Source organism: Pseudomonas granadensis (genome assembly GCF_900105485.1).
GTDB classification, from domain to species: Bacteria; Pseudomonadota; Gammaproteobacteria; order Pseudomonadales; family Pseudomonadaceae; genus Aquipseudomonas; species Aquipseudomonas granadensis.
Window position 1 is genome coordinate 3,813,543 of the sequence record NZ_LT629778.1, and the last position, 21,290, is coordinate 3,834,832.

The window sequence follows — 21,290 nt, forward strand, 5'->3', positions numbered from 1 at the left end:
TCCTAATCAAGGTCCACGCCCGCCAAGGCCTCTAGCGAAGCAGCACGCTGGCACGCACCCTTCAATCAAACGGTTTCCCGAGTACCTGCGCCAAATTTCGCCGCCAGCCACAGCAATGGTGCATACGCGATGATCAACCCGGTGATACCGGAGACCACACCCAGCGCCACCAACAGCGCGCAAGGCAGTAACCACAACAGGTTTATCGCAACGACAGCGAGGGTGACCGTCTTGTGGCTCTGGAAATGTCGGGATGCATATTGATACGCATGGCTGCGATGGGCTTGATAAACCTTGTCACCATTGAGCAGGCGCCTGCACAGCGTCCAGGTCGAGTCCACCACGAAAACGCCTAACAGGATGACCCAGCTCCAGAGCAAGTCCGGGGCGACGATGGCCGCGCCAAGGGACAATATTCCCAGCGCCATGCCAAGAAATCCGCTGCCGGCGTCGCCCATGAAGATGCGCGCCGGCGGATAGTTCCAGCAGAGAAACCCGGCCACGGCACCGCTCAATAAAAGCGCGCCCCAGAGCGGTTCCGCATGCCCGCTAACCACGTAGATCAAAGCACTGCCCAGACAAGCACATAGCGCCTCGGCGCTTGCCAGCCCGTCGATGCCATCCATGAAATTGTAGAGATTGAGCATCCACACCAGATACACCACGGCAAGCAGGTTCCCGATCCATCCGAAATCGACGACCGAACCGAAAACGGCTACCGGAGCCAGTCCATCAAGCCAGAACAATGCCCAGATGGCGGCGCAAAAATGCCCCAGCAGGCGCCACCTGGCAGCAATATGCCCGTGATCGTCGGCGAATCCGATGATCGCCACCAACAAGCCGCTGCCCGACAGCGCGCAAAAAGTCGCCAGGTCCAGCCGCTCCAGCCCATACAGCACAGGCAACGCCAGCAGAAATGCGGCAACGATTGCCACACCACCGCCACGCGGCGTGGCCACCGTGTGCGAGCTGCGCTCGTTAGGGATATCCATCAAGCGTTTGGAAAGCGCGTAGTGCCTCAAACCCAGGGTCAATGCCCAGGACAGCAGAAAAACCAAAGTGAGTAAGCCGGCAAAAATCATCTCTTTCGAGTTCCCTGAAAATGGTCCGCGGTGCGCCGCAAAGCAGTGTCGACGTCAATCGGCGGCACCCAGCCCAGCAAGGCAGCGTTTTTGCTGATATCGACTTGCAGTGATTCACAGATTCGCTGCGCAACATTGCGCCGGCCAACGACTGCCGCGAAGAACAGCAGCCATTTCGCCGGAACGGGTAACAAGCGAACCTTTTTCCGCAATGCCGATGCCATTCGCCTGAGCAAAACCGGAGTCGATAAATCGTCGCCGTCGCCGACGAGAAAGGTTTGTCCGGCAGCGGCCGGGTGATTGATGCAAGCGGTGATCAGACTCACCAGATTACCGATCGCCACCAGACTGCGCTGATTGCGGATGCCGCCCAAGGGCAAAACAATGCCTTTGTTAAGCACTTTGAGCAGACTGAGAAAGTTGGCTTTCACACCCGGCCCGTAAACCAGCGGTGGACGGATGATCACGATTTCCATGCCCGTTTGCTGGCCAAACGAACGCAAAGCCTGCTCCGCTTCGTGCTTGCTCAAGCCATAAGGGTCCTCGGGAGCCGGCACATCGTCAGCCGTAAAGGGGCGACCGCAAGCGGTACGTTCGCCGTTGACCTTGATCGAGCTGATGTAAACAAACCGCTTGACCCCGGCCTGCGCCGCCGATCGGGCCAGCTGCAGGGTTGCATCGACATTGACGCGACGAAATTCGGCGAGCGCATCATCCGCTGTCTCGCGCATGACATGCACGCGCGCCGCTGCGTGCACGACTACGTCGATACCCGCCAGCTGCGCCGCAGAACTTGAGCCAAGCTCAAGTTGTACAAGCGGACACAGGCCTTGCAGACGCGTGGGGCCACGCACCGCTGCCACGGGCGCGAACCGGCGATCGAGCAGTAGATGGAACACCAGCGCTTCACCGACGAACCCCCTCGCACCGGTAACCAGTACTTTACAAGGACTCACCCGACAGCCTTCCCTGCAAGCGCTGTGCCCCAGCAAATCAGAAAAAACAGTATGCGATCCCTGATTCGCCGACGGCAGTGCCACGACGCAAACGAAAGGCGTATCAATTGCCAGCGGCGCAATTGCAGCCAGCTGCTGACGAACGGATCGGTCGTGCGGTCTGTCAGTCTTGCGATCAAGGCAACCTGGGTAAACCACCAGCCGTCATGAACCGACTTGTAACGCGCAATCATCGTGCCCAGGCCGGTGTTGGCGCCGACCTGATTGTTTTCATGCTGCCGATATTCCATTGAAGGACGTGGATCAATGTACCAGCGAAAGCCATGACTGCGAGCGAAGGCATAGCAATACCAGTCATGCAGGGTGACATCTTGCAGTTCTTGCCAGTGTGTCAGCATCGATTGCTTCATCGCATGAGCCAACGTCGCGCTCAGCACATAAGTGCACCCGGGGCCGGCCGCTTCGAAAAGGAAATCCCAACGCGTTTGCGGTTGTGCCTTGTGGATCAGACGCCTGCTGCCGTTTTCCCAGAACGCCGTGACGTTACTGGAACAGGCATCGGCACCCGTGTCGCGCAACGAGGCGATAGCCCGCTCCAGCTTGTCGTCATGCCAGATATCGTCTTGATCAGCAAAGGAGATATAGTCGTAATCGCGCAAATCGACATCACGCAGCAGTCGAAAGAAATTGCGTGACGCGCCTCCAAAACGCTCGCCGCATGGCAGAAGGTTTACATTTGCGTGCCTGGCCGCAAATTCTTCGCACCAGGACTCCGTGCCGTCAGTGGACGCATCGACGCTGATGTAAATACTGACCTGCACCGCAACCTGGCCCAGGATCGAAGCTATCTGCTCTTCGATCCATTGCATTCCATTGTAAGCGGCCAGCAAAACCGCAACCCGGGGAGTTCTTACTGGCATTCCATTCCTGCTTGCACGATTTTGACAACATGGGCGAGATCGCAAAGACTCAGCGAGTGCTGGAGTCCAGCAATTTCTGCAAGTACTGGCCGTAGCCGGTTTTCTTCAGACTGTCCGCCTGTTTTGCCAACTGCTGCGCTTCAATCCAGCCGTTGTTGAACGCGATCTCTTCGAGACAGGCGACCTTCAAGCCCTGGCGCTGCTCAATGGTGTGGACGAAGTGACTGGCTTCCAGCAAGGAGTCGTGTGTGCCTGTGTCCAGCCAGGCAAATCCACGGCCCAGCATCTCGACCTTCAACGATTTGCGCTCGAGGTAGGCCTGGTTGATATCGGTAATTTCCAGCTCGCCACGCGGCGAAGGCTTGATGCTCTTGGCGATCTCGACAACCTGATTGTCGTAGAAGTACAGACCGGTCACCGCGTAGTTGGATTTTGGCTTGACGGGTTTCTCTTCGATACTCAGCGCACGCCCCGTTGCGTCAAACTCCACCACACCAAAACGCTCGGGATCGGAAACGTGATAACCGAACACCGTCGCACCGTGTGTTTGATCGGTCGCGGCGCGCAAATTGTCGGAAAAGTGCTGACCGTAAAAGATGTTGTCGCCGAGTATCAGGCAGCAAGGATCCTCGCCGATGAACTCCTCGCCAATGATGAACGCCTGAGCCAGGCCGTCCGGACTTGGCTGTTCGGCATAGGTGAGCTTGATACCGTAGGTACTGCCATCGCCGAGCAACTTGCGAAAGCAGGGCAAATCTTCAGGCGTGGAAATAATCAGAATTTCGCGCATGCCTGCGAGCATCAGCACAGACAGCGGATAAAAGATCATCGGCTTGTCGTAGATCGGCAGCATCTGTTTCGAAACGCCGAGAGTCAGCGGATGCAGGCGCGTGCCCGAGCCGCCGGCGAGGATGATGCCTTTACGATTTGTCGTGGTCATTTGTTCAGAACTTCCATAAGCATTCGGGTTACACCACTTTGCCAATCCGGCAAGTGCAGAGAAAAATTGTCGCGCAGCTTCTGAGTATTCAAGCGTGAATTCAAGGGGCGGCGTGCAGGTGTCGGATAGGCTGTGGTTTCGATCGGATCAACGGCTTTCACGGTGAGCTGCTCTCCGTTGGCCTGAGCGAATTCGATCACATGCGTGGCGTAACCATGCCAGGACACCTCACCGGCAGCAGCCAGGTGATACAAACCCGACAGATGTTGCTGATCCATAACCTGGCGGAGCGCCACAGCCGTGACGTCGGCGATCAGATCTGCGCCAGTCGGCGCGCCGATCTGATCGGCGATCACGCTCAGGGTTTCACGGTCCTTCGCCAGGCGCAGCATGGTCTTGGCAAAGTTATTCCCGCGGGCTCCGTATACCCAACTGGTACGAAAGACCAAGTGTTTGCACCCTGATGCAATGATTGCCTGCTCGCCGGCGAGCTTGCTGGCGCCGTAATGATTGACCGGTGCAACAGGATCCGTCTCCAGCCATGGCGTCACACCCTGTCCATTGAAAACATAATCCGTTGAGTAATGGACCAGCCAGGCGCCAGACGCGGCGGCTTCTTCAGCCATGACGCCAGTCGCCAGGCCGTTGATGCGACTGGCCAGCTCGGTTTCTGATTCAGCCTTGTCGACGGCAGTATAGGCAGCGGCATTGACAATGACGTCAGGCGCTATCTGCCGGATTGTCGAGCGCAAGGATTCAAGGCTCGCAAGATCTCCGCTCAGCCCTCCCAGCGGTTGACGATCAAGTGCGACCAACTCACCGAGTGGCGCCAGAGAGCGCTGCAATTCCCAGCCCACCTGGCCATTCTTTCCCAACAGAAGGATTTTCATGCTTTATTCGAACGATCTGCGTAGTTTTGATCGATCCACTGCTGATAGCTGCCGCTCTTCACGTGCTCTACCCATTCGGCATTGTTCAGGTACCACTCGACCGTCTTGCGGATACCGGTTTCGAACGTTTCTTCAGGCGCCCAGCCAAGTTCCCGCTGGATTTTGCCCGCATCGATCGCGTAGCGCTGGTCATGACCTGGGCGGTCTTGCACGTAGGTGATCAAACTGGCATGGGGGCGGTGGGCGGATTCCGGCCGCAGCTCATCAAGCAATGCACACAAGGTATGCACCACTTCGATATTCTGCTTTTCATTATGCCCGCCGATGTTGTAGGTCTCACCGATAACGCCTTCGGTGACTACTTTGTAAAGGGCGCGAGCGTGGTCTTCCACATACAGCCAGTCACGCACTTGGTCGCCTTTGCCGTAGACGGGCAGCGGCTTGCCTTCCAGTGCATTGAGAATGATCAGCGGGATCAACTTCTCCGGGAAGTGGCATGGGCCATAGTTGTTCGAGCAGTTGGTAACCAGTGTCGGCAGGCCATAAGTACGAGCCCAGGCACGTACCAGATGATCGGAACTGGCCTTGCTTGCCGAATAAGGCGAGCTTGGCTGGTAAGGCGTGGTTTCAGTGAAAAGATCTTCGGGCCCCTCGAGGTCTCCGTAAACCTCATCAGTCGAAATATGGTGGAAGCGGAAGTTGGCTTTGCGCGCAACGTCCAGCGCAGCCCAGTAATGGCGAGCGGCTTCAAGCAGCGTGTAGGTGCCGATAATATTGGTCTGAATAAATTCCGAAGGGCCGGAAATCGAGCGATCGACATGAGATTCGGCAGCCAGATGCATGATTGCATCCGGTTGATGCTCACGCAGAACCCGGTCGATCTGATCACGATCACAGATGTCGACACGCTCGAATGCGTAACGCGAATTCTGGCTGACCTCGGCCAGAGACTCCAGATTGCCAGCGTACGTCAGCTTATCGACATTAACGACGGAATCGGTCGTGTTCGAGATGATGTGACGGATGACTGCCGAGCCGATAAACCCGGCGCCGCCGGTAACTAGAATTTTCACGCGAAACGATACCCTTGAGCTGCAGACATAGCCCCCGAAAGGAGCGCTGTCTAATCCATGAATGCTGATGCCATAAGCAATTGGCATCCGTCAGAGTCAGTCTGAATCGACAGGCAGTGTCGCACTGTCGAACAAGGGGTGCATTTTACAGCTTAATGAGGGTTTTACTAACGGATAAAGACAGGTCGCGACGCAATTTGGGACAGCTGCCCCGCACCTTCCGCTATCAGACAAGCCGCTTACGCGACGCTTTGGACGTACGTCCCAGAAACCAACCGAGAACCGGGCCGATCAGCATGCCAATCAGCAATGCCAATACGACGATCAACGATACCGGCAACTGCGGACCGGACAAACCCAGAAACAATAACGCCACCGACTGCTGGTTCTCCAGGACAAATGCCAGAATGACCAAAACCAGCAAAAGGATAAAAACGCCAAGAAGTATGCGCTTGAGGTTACGCATAAGTAACCCTCCGAAATACAGCGACTGTCAAACCCCCTCCTCCTCTTCTTCGTTCACTCGATCGCGCAATTCCTTGCCCGGCTTGAAATGCGGAACGAATTTACCGTCCAGACTGACCGACTGGCCGGTCTTCGGATTACGGCCGACGCGCGGCGCTCGGTAGTGCAGGGAGAAGCTGCCAAACCCGCGGATCTCGATGCGATCACCGGTGGCCAGACATTGGGACATTTGTTCAAGCATGGTCTTGATGGCCAGCTCCACATCCTTGGATGAGAGTAGCCCTTGATGGGTGACAATTCGTTCGATCAACTCCGACTTCGTCATATTTTTCCCTTCTTTTTCAAGCAGCTAGATCAGCGCTTGAAAGGTTTTAGCATGCCCGGAAGAATTTGAACAGCCCAGGGATTGACATATCTTTGCCAACGTAAAAATGCCCATTTTCAGGGCACCTGATCGACGAGTCGGACTTCAGCGCAGTCAACGACAGATCACCAGCATGGTCCGAGTCAGATAGCCGGCAGGGTTGAAGCCAAACGGATATTCATCTTCCTCTTTGGCATCGTCGGACCTCGTAACGACTTTGTAACCGGCACCCTTGCACTCCTTCGCCGCGCGCTTCTGACACTTCTCCCAACCGGAACCCAAGCCGGAGCAGTCGACCTCAATCCCGCTGACACCACGTACTGCGTGAGTCTTCGCACTGGTGGTACAACCGGCCAGCGCCAGCACTGCTGCCAATACAATAATCTTGTTCATCCACTTCCTTATGCCAGGCCAGTGCCCGACGACTGCACGCTCAAGACCAAGCTTAGTCGCGAATAGGCGATTGATCCGATTAAAGAAACAGACCCGCAAGCGAAGGCATTGGTTTCATGCACGGACGTACAAAGACCAAATCGCAGGCACAAAAAAGGGCGACCGAAGTCGCCCTTTTTAATGATCAAGCAGAACTCAGTTCTGTTTGGCCATTGCTTGACGCAGCAGTGCCGCCATGGTGGTGTCAGCTGCTTCGCCTTCCGGAGCTGCTTTCAGGCTCTGGATGGCTTCTTTCTCTTCAGCATCGTCTTTCGACTTGATCGAGAGCTGGATTACGCGGCTCTTGCGATCAACGCTGATGATCTTGGCTTCAACTTCCTGGCCTTCTTTCAGAACGTTGCGCGCGTCTTCAACGCGGTCACGGCTGATTTCGGAGGCTTTCAGGGTAGCTTCGATGTCGTCGGCCAGAACGATGATGGCGCCTTTGGCGTCAACTTCTTTCACGGTACCGGTCACGATAGCGCCCTTGTCGTTAACCGAAACGTATTCGGAGAACGGATCGCTTTCCAGTTGCTTGATGCCCAGGGAGATGCGCTCGCGCTCTGGGTCAACCGACAGGATGACGGTGTCCAGCTCGTCGCCCTTCTTGAAACGACGTACGGCTTCTTCGCCCACTTCGTTCCAGGAGATGTCGGACAGGTGAACCAGACCGTCGATGCCGCCGTCCAGACCAATGAAGATACCGAAATCGGTGATCGACTTGATGGTGCCGGAGATCTTGTCGCCCTTGTTGAACTGGCCAGAGAAGTCTTCCCATGGGTTCGACTTGCACTGCTTGATGCCCAGGGAGATACGACGACGCTCTTCGTCGATGTCCAGAACCATGACTTCCACTTCGTCGCCGACTTGTACGACTTTCGAAGGGTGGATGTTCTTGTTGGTCCAGTCCATTTCCGAAACGTGTACCAGACCTTCAACGCCTTCTTCCAGCTCAGCGAAGCAGCCGTAGTCGGTCAGGTTGGTTACACGAGCGGTAACGCGAGTGCCTTCTGGGTAACGGGCTTTGATAGCAACCCATGGATCTTCGCCCAGTTGCTTCAGGCCCAGGGAAACACGATTGCGCTCGCGATCGTATTTCAGAACCTTGACGTCGATCTCGTCACCAACGTTGACGATCTCGGAAGGATGCTTGATGCGCTTCCAGGCCATGTCGGTGATGTGCAGCAGGCCGTCCACGCCACCCAGATCGACGAATGCGCCGTAATCGGTGAGGTTTTTGACGATACCTTTGACTTGCTGGCCTTCCTGCAGGGATTCCAGCAGAGCTTCACGCTCGGCGGAGTTCTCGGCTTCGAGGACGCTGCGACGGGAAACGACAACGTTGTTGCGCTTCTGGTCCAGCTTGATGACCTTGAATTCCAGCTCTTTGCCTTCCAGGTGCGTGGTGTCGCGCACTGGACGGACGTCAACCAGGGAACCTGGCAGGAACGCACGGATGCCGTTAACGTCGACAGTGAAGCCGCCTTTAACCTTACCGTTGATAACGCCCTTGACCACTTCCTCGGCTGCGAAGGCTGCTTCCAGAACGATCCAGCATTCAGCGCGCTTGGCTTTTTCACGGGACAGCTTGGTTTCGCCAAAGCCGTCTTCAACCGAATCCAGAGCAACGTGAACTTCATCACCAACGTTGATGTTCAGTTCGCCAGCATCGTTGTAGAACTGCTCAAGCGGGATGAGTGCTTCAGACTTCAGACCAGCGTGAACGGTTACCCAGCGAGCCTGGTAATCGATATCAACGATAACACCGGTGATGATGGAGCCTGCCTGAAGGTTCAGGGTTTTCAGGCTTTCTTCAAAGAGTTCCGCAAAGCTTTCGCTCATTTTAATTCCTGTAGATGAGGGCGAAGTAAACGCCCATCTCCACACCCCAGACGGTGTGGGTTAGTTTCATTTAAAAGAAGCAACGCAGGACTATGACTGGTCCCCTGCGCCCTTCTTGGTCACCCGGCGATATCGCGAATGGCGATCTCGCTCATGATGCGTTCAAGCACCTGATCGATGGAAAGCTCCGTGGAATCCAGCTGAATCGCGTCGGCCGCCGGCTTGAGCGGGGCTACTGCGCGCTGGGTGTCACGCTCATCGCGTGCACGGATCTCATCTAGCAGACTCGACAGACTAACACCCTCGACTTTGCCCTTCAACTGCAAATATCGACGGCGCGCCCGCTCCTCGGCGCTGGCGGTGAGGAAAATCTTCAGCGGCGCATCAGGAAAAACCACTGTGCCCATGTCGCGACCATCGGCCACCAGACCCGGCGCCTCCTGGAATGCGCGCTGGCGCTGCAGCAGCGCCTCGCGCACGGCAGGCAGCGCAGCCACTTGCGAAGCGCCGGAGCCGACGCTTTCAGTACGAATGACATCGCTGACTTCGTCGCCTTCCAGAATGATCCGCTGCAACTGACCTTCGGTCGCGGCGATGAACTGCACATCCAGATGAGCGGCCAATGTTTTCAGCAGCTCTTCATTGGTCAGGTCGACGCCATGGTTGTGCGCAGCGAATGCAAGCAAACGATAAAGCGCACCGGAATCCAGCAGGTTCCAGCCCAGACGCTTGGCCAGAATCCCGGCGACGGTGCCTTTGCCCGAGCCGCTTGGCCCATCGATGGTGATGACCGGTGCAATGTTTTTCACGACTGAGCCTCTTGTGCCACACGAATACCGACTTGCCCGCACAGCGCGAGGAAGTTGGGGAACGACGTCGCGACGTTGGCGCAATCATGGATGCGGATCGGTGCAGTGGCGCGCAAGGAGGCAACGCTGAAGGCCATGGCGATACGGTGATCACCGTGACCGTGCACTTCACCGCCACCGATCTGACCGCCGTCGATGATGATGCCGTCCGGGGTTGGCTGGCATTTTACGCCCAGCGCCAACAGGCCGTCAGCCATCACCTGAATCCGATCCGATTCCTTGACCCGCAACTCTTCGGCACCGGTCAGCACGGTACGCCCTTCAGCGCATGCAGCCGCCACGAACAGCACCGGAAACTCATCGATGGCCAACGGCACCAGCTCTTCAGGAATCTCGATGCCTTTGAGTTTCGCCGCGCGCACGCGCAGGTCAGCCACAGGCTCGCCGCCGACTTCACGCTGGTTTTCCAGAGTGATGTCCGCGCCCATCAGACGCAGGATGTCGATGACGCCGGTGCGGGTCGGGTTGATGCCGACGTGTTCAAGCACCAGCTCGGAACCTTCGGCAATCGATGCCGCCACCAGGAAGAACGCCGACGAAGAAATATCGCCCGGCACTTCGATATGAGTCGCGGTCAGCTTGCCACCGGATTCAACCGAAGCCGTAGCACCTTCGACGCTCACCGGGTAACCGAAACCGCGCAACATGCGCTCGGTGTGGTCACGGGTTGGCGCCGGCTCGGTCACAGTGGTTTTGCCTTCGGCGTACAGACCGGCAAGCAGCAGGCAGGATTTCACCTGGGCACTGGCCATCGGCATGGTGTACGTCAGACCTTTGAGCTTGTTGCCGCCGCGAATGGTCATCGGTGGACGACCTTCTGCTGCGGTTTCAATCACCGCGCCCATTTCACGCAGTGGATTGGCCACCCGATTCATCGGGCGCTTGGACAGCGACGCATCGCCGGTCAGGGTGCTGTCGAAGTTCTGCGCCGCCAGCAGGCCGGACAGCAGACGCATCGAGGTACCGGAGTTGCCCAGATAGATCGGCCCCGGCGCAGGTTTCAGGCCGTGCAGGCCGACACCGTGAATGGTCACGCGGCCGTGGTGCGGGCCCTCGATGACCACGCCCATGTCGCGGAACGCCTGCAAGGTCGCCAGGGCGTCTTCGCCCTCAAGGAACCCTTCGACTTCGGTGACGCCTTCGGCCAGCGAGCCGAGCATGATCGAACGGTGGGAAATCGATTTGTCACCCGGTACGCGAATCCGACCGGACAGGCGGCCACCAGGTTGAGCCAGGAAGATCAGATCGTTGGAATTCATAGCGTCCACATAGGCCCTGCGGGCCAGGATTTTACTGAAATGCTCGCGGGCAACCCGGGCGCGCGTGAAGACGCCCAACAATTGGTGCCCATCCCCTGCATCGACCGCGTCGCGCAAGGCGTCGAGGTCGCTGCGAAATGTATCGAGTGTGCGCAGGACAGCCTCGCGATTGGCGAGAAAGATGTCGTGCCACATCACCGGGTCGCTTCCGGCGATTCTTGTGAAATCGCGGAAACCGCCCGCAGCGTAACGGAAGATCTCAAGATTTTCATTGCGCTTGGCCAATGAATCGACCAGCCCGAAGGCCAGCAGGTGCGGCAGATGGCTGGTCGCTGCCAGCACTTCATCGTGCCGTTCGACCTGCATGTGCTCGACGTCGGCACCCAATTCGCGCCACAGACGATCGACCACAGCCAATGCGGCCGGATCCGTCTGCTCAAGCGGCGTGAGGATCACCTTATGACGACGGAACAACTCGCCATTGGACGCCTCTACCCCGCTCTGCTCGGACCCGGCGATCGGATGCCCCGGCACGAAACGCACCGGCATGCCGCCGAACGCTTCGTTTGCCGCACGCACCACATTGCCCTTGGCGCTGCCGACATCAGTGAGAATCGCCTGCCCCAGATCCATGCCCGCCAGACGCGCGAGCAGTTTTTCCATGGCCAGGATCGGCACTGCCAACTGAATCACGTCAGCGCCTTGGCAGGCAGCGGCCAAGTCGTCTTCGCAGCGATCAACCACACCCAACTCGACCGCCAGCTTGCGCGATTGAGGGTCGAGATCGACCCCGACCACTTCGCGGCAGACACCGCTTTCACGCAAGCCTTTGGCAAACGAACCACCGATCAACCCCAGACCGACCACCACAAGGCGCCCGATCATAGGTGCAGCAGATTGCAGTGCGGTGACATCAACCACGAGCCAGAACCTTGCGCAGCGCTTCGAGGAAGCGGCTGTTTTCCGCCGGCAGACCGATGGTCACCCGCAGGTGGTTCGGCATGCCGTAGTTGGCCACCGGACGCACGATCACGCCTTCGCGCAGCAAGCCCTGAAACACCGGAGCCGCGACCTGAGCGAGATCGACGCAGATGAAGTTGCCTTTGGATTCGATCCAGCCCAGCCCCAGCTCACGCAAACCAGCTTGCAACTGCCGCATGCCTGCCTCGTTGAGCTGACGGCTTTGCGCCAGATATTCCTCGTCCTTCAACGCGGCACAGGCGGCCGCCAGGGCGAGGCTGTTGACGTTGAACGGCTGGCGCACACGATTCAGCACGTCGGCCACTACCGGGGTGGACAGTGCGTAGCCAACGCGCAGCGCCGCCAGACCGTAGGCCTTGGAGAACGTGCGCGACACCAGCAGATTCGGATAGGCCGCGAGAAAATCGAGGCCGTCCGGCAGATCGCTGCCTTCGGCATATTCGATGTAAGCCTCGTCGAGCACCACCAGCACATGTTCCGGCACGTCCTGCAGAAACTCGTCCAGCGCCTCGGCGCCAAACCAGGTACCGGTCGGGTTGTTCGGGTTGGCGATGAACACCACGCGGGTATTGGCGTCGATGGCCGCGAGCATGGCGGGCAGGTCATGCCCCCAATCCTTCGCGGGTACTACTTTGGCTTGCGCACCGACGGCTTGGGTAGCAATCGGATATACAGCGAAAGCGTGCTCGCTGAACACGGCATTCAGGCCCGGCGCCAGATAGGCGCGGGCAACCAGCTCGAGAATGTCGTTGGAGCCGTTGCCCAGGGTGACCTGATTCAGCTCGACGCGGCATTGCTCGGCCAGCATAGATTTCAGCGCGAAACCGTTGCCGTCCGGGTAACGGGTCAGTTCTGTCAGCTCTTCGCGAATTGCCGCCAAAGCTTTCGGGCTGGCGCCCAGCGGGTTTTCGTTGCTCGCCAGTTTGACGATTTTTGCCGGATCCAGATCCAGCTCGCGCGCCAGTTCGTCCACAGGCTTGCCCGGAACGTACGGCGAAAGTTGTTGCACGCCCGGCTGTGCCAGAGCGAGGAAGTTGCCACTCATTTGCTACCGCCCTTAGAGAACTGCTTTCGGGTAGGAACCCAGCACTTTGAGTGCTACCGCTTCCTGACTGATCTTTTCCAGCACACCCTTGATCAACGGATCGCGGTGATGGCCGACGAAGTCGATGAAAAACACATACGTCCATTTGCCGCTGCGCGACGGACGGGTTTCGATGCGGGTCAGGTCGATCCCGTTGTCATGGAACGGCACCAGCAGCTCGTGCAGCGCGCCGGGCTTGTTGCTCATGGACACAATGATCGACGTCTTGTCGTCGCCGGTCGGCGGCACTTCCTGGTTACCGATCATCAGGAAGCGCGTGGAGTTGTCCGGGCGATCCTCGATCTTCTCGGCCAGACGCGTCAGGCCATACAGGCCCGCCGCCATGTCGCCGGCAATCGCCGCCGAATTCCACTCGCCCTTGACCCGCTTGGCCGCTTCGGCGTTGCTCGACACCGCGACGCGCTCGACATTCGGGTAATGCGCATCCAGCCACTTGCGGCACTGGGCCAGCGACTGCGCGTGGGAATAGATTCGGCTGATGCTGTCGGTCTTGGTGTTCTCACCGACCAACAAATGATGGTGAATGCGCAGCTCGACTTCGCCGCAGATCACCATGTCGTGCTCGAGAAAACTGTCGAGGGTGTGATTGACCGCACCTTCGGTAGAGTTTTCCACCGGGACCACGCCAAAATTCACCGCACCGGCCGCCACTTCGCGGAACACTTCATCGATTGCCGCCATCGGTTTGCTGATCACCGCGTGGCCGAAATGCTTCATCGCCGCCGCTTGGGTGAAGGTGCCTTCAGGGCCGAGGTACGCCACTTTAAGTGGCTGCTCCAGCGCCAGGCACGACGACATGATTTCGCGGAACAGCCGCGCCATCTCTTCGTTGCCCAGCGGCCCCTGATTGCGCTCCATCACCCGCTTGAGCACCTGAGCTTCGCGCTCGGGACGATAGAACACCGGCACTTCGCCTTCGGCCAGCGAGGCCATCTTCACGCGCGCAACTTCCTGGGCGCAACGCGCACGCTCACTGATCAGCTCCAGGACCTTGGTGTCCAGAGCGTCGATGCGAACGCGCAGTGCCTTGAGTTCTTGCTCGGACATCAGCCGTGTTCCTTCTCGAATTCAGCCATGTAGGCCACCAGCGCGTTGACCGCGTTGAGGTCGACGGCGTTGTAGATGGAGGCGCGCATGCCGCCCACCGAGCGGTGGCCCTTGAGGTTGAGCAGACCGCGCTCGTCGGCGCCGGCGAGGAACGGCTTGTCCAGACGATCATCGGCCAGACGGAACGGCACGTTCATCCACGAGCGATCCGACTTGTTGATCGGGTTGCTGTAGAGGCCGCTGGCGTCGATGAAATCGTACAGGGTGCGCTGCTTGACGTCGTTCAGTTTAGCGATCGCGTCGACGCCGCCCTGCTCCTTCAGCCACTGGAACACCAGACCGGAGAGGTACCAGGCGAGGGTCGGCGGCGTGTTGTACATCGAGCCGTTATCGGCCGCGACCTTGTAGTTGAGCATGGTCGGGCACAGCGCGCGGGCCTTGCCGAGCAGGTCTTCACGAATGATGTTGACGACGATGCCGCTCGGGCCGATGTTCTTCTGCGCGCCGGCGTAGATCATGCCGAAACGCGAGATGTCGACCGGGCGCGAGAGGATGTCCGAAGACATGTCGGCCACCAGCGGCACGTCGCCGGTTTCCGGGATCCACTGGAATTCCAGACCGCCGATGGTTTCGTTCGGCGCGTAGTGAACGTAAGCGGCGTCTTTCGACAGGTTCCACTCGTTCTGGCCGGGAATGGCGAAATAGTCGTAAGGCTTGGCGGTCGCGGCGACGTTGACATGACCGTAGCGCGAAGCTTCTTCGATGGCTTTCTGCGACCAGATACCGGTGTCGATGTAGTCGGCCGAGCCGCCTTCAGGCAGCAGATTCAACGGAATCTGGGCGAATTGCTGGCTGGCGCCGCCCTGCAGGAACAGCACTTTGTAGTTCGACGGGATATTCAGCAGGTCACGCAGATCCTGCTCGGCCTGGGTCGCGATGGACACGAACTCATCGCTGCGATGGCTCATTTCCATGACCGACAGACCCTTGCCATGCCAATCAAGGAGTTCACCCTGGGCGCGCTGCAGAACAGCTTCAGGCAACGCCGCAGGACCGGCGCAGAAGTTATAGGCTCGCTTGCTCACATCCAATCTCGCTCTGATTTGATATCACGCATTAAATCGTATCGATCGTCGACACTGGAAGGGCGATGAAACGCTTTCCAGTGCAGGAGTGAGCCTGCTCGCGATAGCGGTGCGTCAGTCAACGAATGCTTATCTGACACACCGCTATCGCGAGCAGGCTCACTCCTACAGGGGATCTCCTTGCCTGACGATATTTCATACCGGACAAATAACGAGGGGGCGAATTTTCATCCGCCCCCTCGTTTGTCCGCTTATTCTTGCGGCTCTTCGTCAGCTGCGGCGTCGAGTTGCTGGTCATCTGCGGCCTCGTCGATACCGACGGTGCCCTCGAATTCCTCGCCCTCTTCACCTTCAAGCTCTTCACCTTCGATTTCCGAAGGCTCCTGAACCCGCTCAAGGCCGACCAGGGTTTCATCCTTGGCCAGTTTGATCAGCGTTACACCTTGAGTGTTACGACCCAGGCTCGACACTTCGTCGACACGGGTGCGCACCAGGGTGCCCTGATCGGAGATCAGCATGATTTCTTCACCGTCCTGCACCTGCACCGCGCCGACCAGTCGGCCGTTACGCTCGTTGCTGACCATGGCGATAACGCCCTGACCGCCACGCTTGTACTCAGGGAACTCGGTGATCGCCGTGCGCTTGCCATAACCGCGCTCGGAAGCGGTGAGAATCTGGCTGCCTTCTTCCGGAATCAGCATGGAAATCAGCTTTTGCCCTTCCGGCAGACGCATGCCGCGAACACCGCGAGCGGTACGGCCCATGGCGCGGACTTCGGATTCCTTGAAGCGGGTGACCTTGCCGCCGTCGGAGAACAGCATGATTTCCTGCTCGCCATCGGTAATGGCGGCGGAGATCAGGATGTCGCCTTCGTCCAGCTCCAGCGCGATCAGACCGACGCTGCGCTGACGGCTGAAGGCCACCAGCGGGGTCTTCTTCACGGTACCGTTGGCAGTCGACATGAAGATGAACGGCGCTTTCTTGCGATCGGCAGCCTTGATGCGTGCGCGGCGCTCTTCGTCGGTTTCGTTGCTGTTTTCGATCTCTTCTACATCAGCCTCGACGCCTTCGGCTTCTTCTTCATCAGCCTGACGCTTCATGGCTTCGAGATCGACCGGCAGCATGGTGGTGATGTACTCGCCTTCACTCAGCGGCAGCAGGTTGACCAGCGGACGACCACGGGCGGCGCGGGACGCTTCCGGGATCTCGTAGGTCTTGAGCCAGTACACCTTGCCCTTGCTGGAGAACAGCAGCAGCGTGGTGTGGCTGTTGGCAACCAGCAGGTGAGCGATGTAGTCCTCATCCTTGACGCCGGTGGCCGATTTGCCTTTGCCGCCACGACGCTGCGCCTGATACGCCGCCAATGGCTGGGTCTTGGCGTAGCCGCCGTGGGAGATGGTCACCACGCGCTCTTCTTCCGGGATCATGTCGCCCAGGGTCAGGTCGAGACGCGCATCGAGGATTTCGGTGCGGCGCTGATCGCCGTATTCGGCGCGGATCACTTCCAGCTCTTCGCGGATCACTTCCATCAGGCGCACGGCGCTGTTGAGGATACGAATCAGCTCGCCGATCTGGTTGAGGATCTCTTGATACTCGGCCAGCAGCTTTTCGTGCTCCAGACCGGTCAGACGGTGCAGACGCAGTTCGAGAATGGCTTGCGCCTGTTCCGGCGACAGGAAGTACTTGCCTTCGCGCAGACCGTATTGCGGATCGAGGTTTTCCGGACGGCACGAATCGGCACCGGCACGCTCGACCATGGCCACCACTGCCGAGGATTCCCACGGTGTGCTGACCAGCGCTTCCTTGGCTTCCGACGGCGTCGGCGAAGCCTTGATCAGGGCGATGACCGGGTCGATGTTCGACAGGGCAACGGCCTGGCCTTCGAGAATGTGACCACGCTCGCGGGCCTTGCGCAGTTCGAACACCGTACGGCGGGTGACGACTTCGCGACGATGACGAACGAACGCTTCGAGCAGATCCTTGAGATTAAGGATGCGCGGGCGGCCGTCGATCAGCGCCACAATGTTGATGCCGAATACCGACTGCAGCTGGGTCTGGGCGTAGAGGTTGTTGAGGATCACCTCAGGCACTTCACCGCGACGCAGCTCGATTACCACGCGCATACCGTCCTTGTCGGACTCGTCCCGCAGTTCGGTGATGCCTTCGAGCTTCTTCTCTTTGACCAGCTCGGCGATCTTCTCGATCAAGCGCGCCTTGTTCAGCTGGTAAGGGAGTTCGGTGATGACGATCTGCTGACGGCCACCGACCTTGTCGATGTCTTCGATGATCGAGCGGGCGCGCATGTAAATGCGCCCACGACCGGTACGGTAGGCTTCGATGATGCCGGCGCGACCGTTGATGATCGCCGCGGTCGGGAAGTCCGGACCGGGAATGTATTGCATCAGCTCGTCGACGGTCAGCTCGGGGTTGTCGATGAGCGCCAGGCAACCGTCGATGACTTCACCGAGGTTGTGCGGCGGGATGTTGGTCGCCATGCCCACGGCGATACCGCTGGAACCGTTGACCAGCAGGTTCGGTACGCGGGTCGGCATGACCGCCGGGATCAGTTCGGTGCCGTCGTAGTTCGGCACCCAGTCCACGGTTTCCTTGTGCAGGTCGGCCAGCAGCTCGTGCGCCAGCTTGGTCATGCGCACTTCGGTGTATCGCATGGCCGCGGCATTGTCGCCGTCGACAGAACCGAAGTTGCCCTGGCCGTCGACCAGCAGGTAACGCAGGGAGAACGGCTGGGCCATACGAACGATGGTGTCGTACACGGCAGTGTCACCGTGCGGGTGATACTTACCGATCACGTCGCCGACGACACGGGCAGATTTCTTGTACGGCTTGTTGAAGTCGTTGCCCAGCTCGCTCATCGCGAACAGCACGCGACGGTGCACGGGCTTGAGGCCATCGCGCGCGTCCGGCAGTGCTCGGCCGACGATTACGCTCATTGCGTAGTCGAGGTAGGACTGTTTCAGCTCGTCTTCGATATTGACCGGGAGGATTTCTTTGGCCAGTTCGCCCATGAGAAGCCTGATTCCTTTTTCTGGTGAAACTTCGTCATATCCATGTGGGAGCAACGAAGCTCGTCGGGGCAGGCCGGGTGCCATGCGCCGACTTACGACAAATCAACATTCGGATCGCGGATTTGCGCAGTAAAGACAGCTCCGTGGAGCTGCCTCGGAAAACGCCGGATGTTATCACAAGAGCCGCCACGCACCTATCCCCCAGATGCGCATGGAGCATAGTTAGTTGACCGGTGACAGGCTTGAGGGGGACGAGAGAGGCTCAGAGCTTCTTTGAATGTGAAATCCGGGGCAGATTTTGAGTTGTTTATTGACTTTTTTGGCCTCATCGCGAGCAGGCTCACTCCTACAGGGTTTGCGCCGGACACGAGTGAGCCTGCTCGCGATGGCGTCCTTGCAGACGCCACAGCCCTTCAATGCAGGCGCTTGCGGCACATCAACTGGGCCATCTTGGCGGTGTCCGGGCGCTCAACGATGCCTTTTTCGGTGACGATCGCGTCGATCAGGTCCGCCGGGGTGACGTCAAACACCGGGTTGAACGCCTCAACATCCGCACCGACGCGCTTGCCGCCGACTTCGAGCAATTCGGCGCCGGCGCGCTCTTCGATCGGGATGTCGTCACCGCTGGCCAGGTTCATGTCGATGGTCGAGCTCGGCGCCACGACCATGAAGCGCACGCCGTGGTGCATGGCGTTGACCGCCAGTTGATAGGTGCCGATCTTGTTCGCCACATCGCCATTGGCGGTGATGCGGTCGGCGCCAACGATGACCCAGGTCACGCCTTTGGTTTTCATGATGTGCGCGGCGGCGGAGTCAGCGTTGAGGGTCACCGGAATGCCTTCGTTGGCCAGCTCCCACGCAGTCAGGCGCGAACCCTGTAGCCACGGACGGGTTTCGTCGGCGTAAACGCGTTCGACCATGCCTTCAATATAAGCCGCGCGAATCACCCCCAGCGCCGTGCCGAAACCGCCGGTTGCCAGGGCGCCGGTGTTGCAATGGGTGAGAATTGCTTGAGCATTGCCCTGATGTTTGCGGATCAGGTCGACGCCCAACTGCGCCATGGTCAGATTGGCTTCGCGATCGCTCTCGTGAATGGCGATGGCTTCGGCCTCCAGCGCCACCAGTGGATCGGCGTTGCCTTTGACGCGGTCGAGGCGATCGTGCATGCGCCCCAGCGCCCAGAACAGATTGACTGCGGTCGGACGGGAATCGGCCAACAGCGCAAAGTCTTCCTCCAGCGCCGCGTACCAGTCACCACCCTCGGCGATCCGCGCGCGGGCCGCGAGCACAATGCCATAGGCCGCGCTGATGCCGATGGCCGGTGCGCCACGCACGACCATCGAGCGGATCGCCTCGGCCACGCCGGCGGCGCTGCTGTAGGCGATCCAGGTTTCCTCGAACGGCAAAATACGCTGATCCAGCAGGTGCAGCGCGCCGTCTCGCCAATCGATGGCCTTCACTTTCTCCGCAGCCAACAGTCGATCGCGCATCCCACACCCCGCACTCATGAACAAAAGCCGCCGATTATAGCGATCCCCCCGCGAAGACGCTCGGGTATACTTCGCCATCCTTTACAAAAGCACTGGAACCGACTCCCGATGCCCAAACCTGCCATTGCGCTCGACCTTTTATTGCTGCCGACCTGGCTGGTCCCCGTCGAACCCGCTGGCGTCGTGCTCAAGGAGCACGGCCTGGGCATCCGCGACGGTTGCATCGTGTTTATCGGCCCGCGCGCCGAAGCGCTGAAGTGTAACGCCACTGAAATCCGTGAATTGCCGGATGTGCTGCTCGCCCCCGGCCTGATCAATGCTCACGGTCACGCCGCGATGACATTGTTCCGCGGCCTGGCGGACGACCTGCCGCTGATGACCTGGCTGGAAAATCACATCTGGCCGGCCGAGGCCAAATGGGTCGATGAAGATTTCGTCCGTGACGGCACCGATCTGGCCATTGCCGAGCAGATCAAGGGCGGCATCAGCTGTTTTTCCGACATGTATTTCTACCCCAAGGTCGCCAGCGAGCGCGTGCACAACAGCGGTATTCGCGCGCAGATCGCCATTCCGATCCTCGATTTCCCGATCCCGGGTGCCAGCAGCGCCGCTGAAGCCATCCGTCAGGGCGTCGAGCTGTTTGGCGATCTGAAGCATCACGACCGCATCAAGATCACTTTCGGCCCTCACGCACCCTACACCGTCGGCGACGACAATCTGGAAAAAATCCGCGTGATCGCCGAGGAGCTGGACGCCGCCATTCACATGCACGTCCACGAAACCGCCTTCGAGGTCCAGCAGGCCGTCGAGCAGACCGGCGAGCGACCACTGGCGCGCCTGGGCCGCCTCGGCCTGCTCGGCCCGCGTTTCCAGGCCGTGCACATGACCCAGATCAGCGATGACGACCTCGCGCTGTTGGTAGAAAGCAACACCAGCGTGATCCACTGCCCGGAGTCGAACCTCAAACTGGCCAGCGGTTTTTGCCCGGTCGAGCGTTTGTGGCAGGCTGGAGTGAATGTCGCGGTCGGCACCGATGGCGCCGCCAGCAACAACGATCTCGACCTGCTCGGTGAAACCCGCACCGCGGCCTTGCTGGCCAAAGCCGTTGCCGGTTCGGCCACCGCGCTGGACGCCCACCGTGCGCTGCGCATGGCCACGCTCAACGGAGCACGGGCTCTGGGGATCGACGCGCAAGTCGGCTCGCTGGAAATAGGCAAAGCCGCAGACATCGTGGCTTTCGATCTGTCCGGTCTGGCGCAGCAGCCGGTGTATGACCCGGTTTCGCAGCTTATTTATGCCACCGGCCGCGATTGCGTGAAACACCTGTGGGTCGCTGGCAAGCCACTGCTCGACGACCGGCGCCTGACCCGCATGGACGAACTGCAACTGGGCGCGACCGCGCGCCATTGGGGCCAGCGCATCAGCGGCCACACCGAATCGTAAACACCGTGGAGCAGACTCCGC

At 59.2% G+C, this 21,290-nt stretch carries 18 protein-coding genes; 1 reads left to right on the forward strand and 17 read right to left on the reverse strand.

Annotated elements, in window-relative coordinates:
- Nucleotides 1–65 precede the first annotated feature (65 nt).
- The 17 genes from BLU52_RS16815 to mtnA form a co-directional block, all read right to left on the reverse strand.
- Nucleotides 66–1,082: an MraY family glycosyltransferase gene (locus BLU52_RS16815; RefSeq protein ID WP_090285043.1), complete on the reverse strand. Its 1,017-nt coding sequence runs from the start codon at nucleotides 1,080–1,082 to the stop codon at nucleotides 66–68.
- Nucleotides 1,079–2,038, reverse strand: coding sequence for a UDP-glucose 4-epimerase family protein (locus tag BLU52_RS16820; protein ID WP_090285045.1), 960 nt, complete (start codon nucleotides 2,036–2,038; stop codon nucleotides 1,079–1,081). Before BLU52_RS16820 ends, BLU52_RS16815 begins: the two co-directional genes overlap by 4 nt.
- Nucleotides 2,035–2,958, reverse strand: coding sequence for a glycosyltransferase (locus BLU52_RS16825; protein ID WP_090285047.1), 924 nt, complete (start codon nucleotides 2,956–2,958; stop codon nucleotides 2,035–2,037). The genes BLU52_RS16820 and BLU52_RS16825 overlap by 4 nt, the downstream gene beginning before the upstream one ends.
- A gap of 49 nt (nucleotides 2,959–3,007) precedes the next feature.
- A complete protein-coding gene (gene rfbA, locus BLU52_RS16830) occupies nucleotides 3,008–3,898 on the reverse strand; it encodes a glucose-1-phosphate thymidylyltransferase RfbA (protein ID WP_090285049.1) in 891 nt (296 codons plus the stop codon).
- Nucleotides 3,895–4,788, reverse strand: a complete 894-nt coding sequence (gene rfbD, locus BLU52_RS16835) for a dTDP-4-dehydrorhamnose reductase (protein ID WP_090285051.1) — start codon at nucleotides 4,786–4,788, stop codon at nucleotides 3,895–3,897. Before rfbD ends, rfbA begins: the two co-directional genes overlap by 4 nt.
- Nucleotides 4,785–5,861, reverse strand: a complete 1,077-nt coding sequence (gene rfbB, locus BLU52_RS16840; RefSeq protein WP_090285053.1) for a dTDP-glucose 4,6-dehydratase — start codon at nucleotides 5,859–5,861, stop codon at nucleotides 4,785–4,787. The genes rfbD and rfbB overlap by 4 nt, the downstream gene beginning before the upstream one ends.
- 226 nt (nucleotides 5,862–6,087) lie before the next feature.
- Nucleotides 6,088–6,327, reverse strand: a complete 240-nt coding sequence (locus BLU52_RS16845) for a lipopolysaccharide assembly protein LapA domain-containing protein (protein WP_090285055.1) — start codon at nucleotides 6,325–6,327, stop codon at nucleotides 6,088–6,090.
- A 27-nt stretch (nucleotides 6,328–6,354) separates the two neighbouring features.
- Nucleotides 6,355–6,651 (reverse strand): integration host factor subunit beta, encoded by a 297-nt coding sequence (gene ihfB / locus BLU52_RS16850; RefSeq protein ID WP_003189779.1) that lies wholly within the window; start codon nucleotides 6,649–6,651, stop codon nucleotides 6,355–6,357.
- Between the two features lie 153 nt (nucleotides 6,652–6,804).
- Nucleotides 6,805–7,083, reverse strand: a complete 279-nt coding sequence (locus BLU52_RS16855; RefSeq protein WP_090285057.1) for a hypothetical protein — start codon at nucleotides 7,081–7,083, stop codon at nucleotides 6,805–6,807.
- Nucleotides 7,084–7,278: 195 nt separating this feature from the next.
- Nucleotides 7,279–8,964: a 30S ribosomal protein S1 gene (rpsA, locus tag BLU52_RS16860; protein WP_016770920.1), complete on the reverse strand. Its 1,686-nt coding sequence runs from the start codon at nucleotides 8,962–8,964 to the stop codon at nucleotides 7,279–7,281.
- A 119-nt stretch (nucleotides 8,965–9,083) separates the two neighbouring features.
- Entirely contained in the window at nucleotides 9,084–9,773 is a 690-nt protein-coding gene (cmk, locus tag BLU52_RS16865) for a (d)CMP kinase (RefSeq protein WP_024013869.1), read from the reverse strand.
- Nucleotides 9,770–11,977, reverse strand: a complete 2,208-nt coding sequence (locus BLU52_RS16870; RefSeq protein WP_231987978.1) for a bifunctional prephenate dehydrogenase/3-phosphoshikimate 1-carboxyvinyltransferase — start codon at nucleotides 11,975–11,977, stop codon at nucleotides 9,770–9,772. Before BLU52_RS16870 ends, cmk begins: the two co-directional genes overlap by 4 nt.
- Nucleotides 11,978–12,005: 28 nt before the next feature.
- Nucleotides 12,006–13,118, reverse strand: a complete 1,113-nt coding sequence (hisC, locus tag BLU52_RS16875) for a histidinol-phosphate transaminase (RefSeq protein ID WP_090285061.1) — start codon at nucleotides 13,116–13,118, stop codon at nucleotides 12,006–12,008.
- A 12-nt stretch (nucleotides 13,119–13,130) separates the two neighbouring features.
- The gene (pheA, locus tag BLU52_RS16880; protein ID WP_016770924.1) at nucleotides 13,131–14,225 is read right to left on the reverse strand and encodes a prephenate dehydratase; all 1,095 of its coding nucleotides are present in this window, start codon (nucleotides 14,223–14,225) and stop codon (nucleotides 13,131–13,133) included.
- Nucleotides 14,225–15,310: a 3-phosphoserine/phosphohydroxythreonine transaminase gene (serC, locus tag BLU52_RS16885; RefSeq protein ID WP_090288602.1), complete on the reverse strand. Its 1,086-nt coding sequence runs from the start codon at nucleotides 15,308–15,310 to the stop codon at nucleotides 14,225–14,227. The genes pheA and serC overlap by 1 nt, the downstream gene beginning before the upstream one ends.
- Before the next feature lie 251 nt (nucleotides 15,311–15,561).
- Entirely contained in the window at nucleotides 15,562–18,336 is a 2,775-nt protein-coding gene (gyrA, locus tag BLU52_RS16890; RefSeq protein ID WP_090285063.1) for a DNA gyrase subunit A, read from the reverse strand.
- Between the two features lie 413 nt (nucleotides 18,337–18,749).
- On the reverse strand, nucleotides 18,750–19,826 hold the full coding sequence (mtnA, locus tag BLU52_RS16895; RefSeq protein WP_090285066.1) for an S-methyl-5-thioribose-1-phosphate isomerase: 1,077 nt from the start codon (nucleotides 19,824–19,826) through the stop codon (nucleotides 18,750–18,752).
- Nucleotides 19,827–19,934: 108 nt separating this feature from the next.
- On the opposite strand from mtnA, the gene BLU52_RS16900 reads away from it, so the two are divergent.
- On the forward strand, nucleotides 19,935–21,269 hold the full coding sequence (locus tag BLU52_RS16900; protein WP_090285068.1) for a TRZ/ATZ family hydrolase: 1,335 nt from the start codon (nucleotides 19,935–19,937) through the stop codon (nucleotides 21,267–21,269).
- The last annotated feature ends 21 nt before the right edge of the window (nucleotides 21,270–21,290 follow it).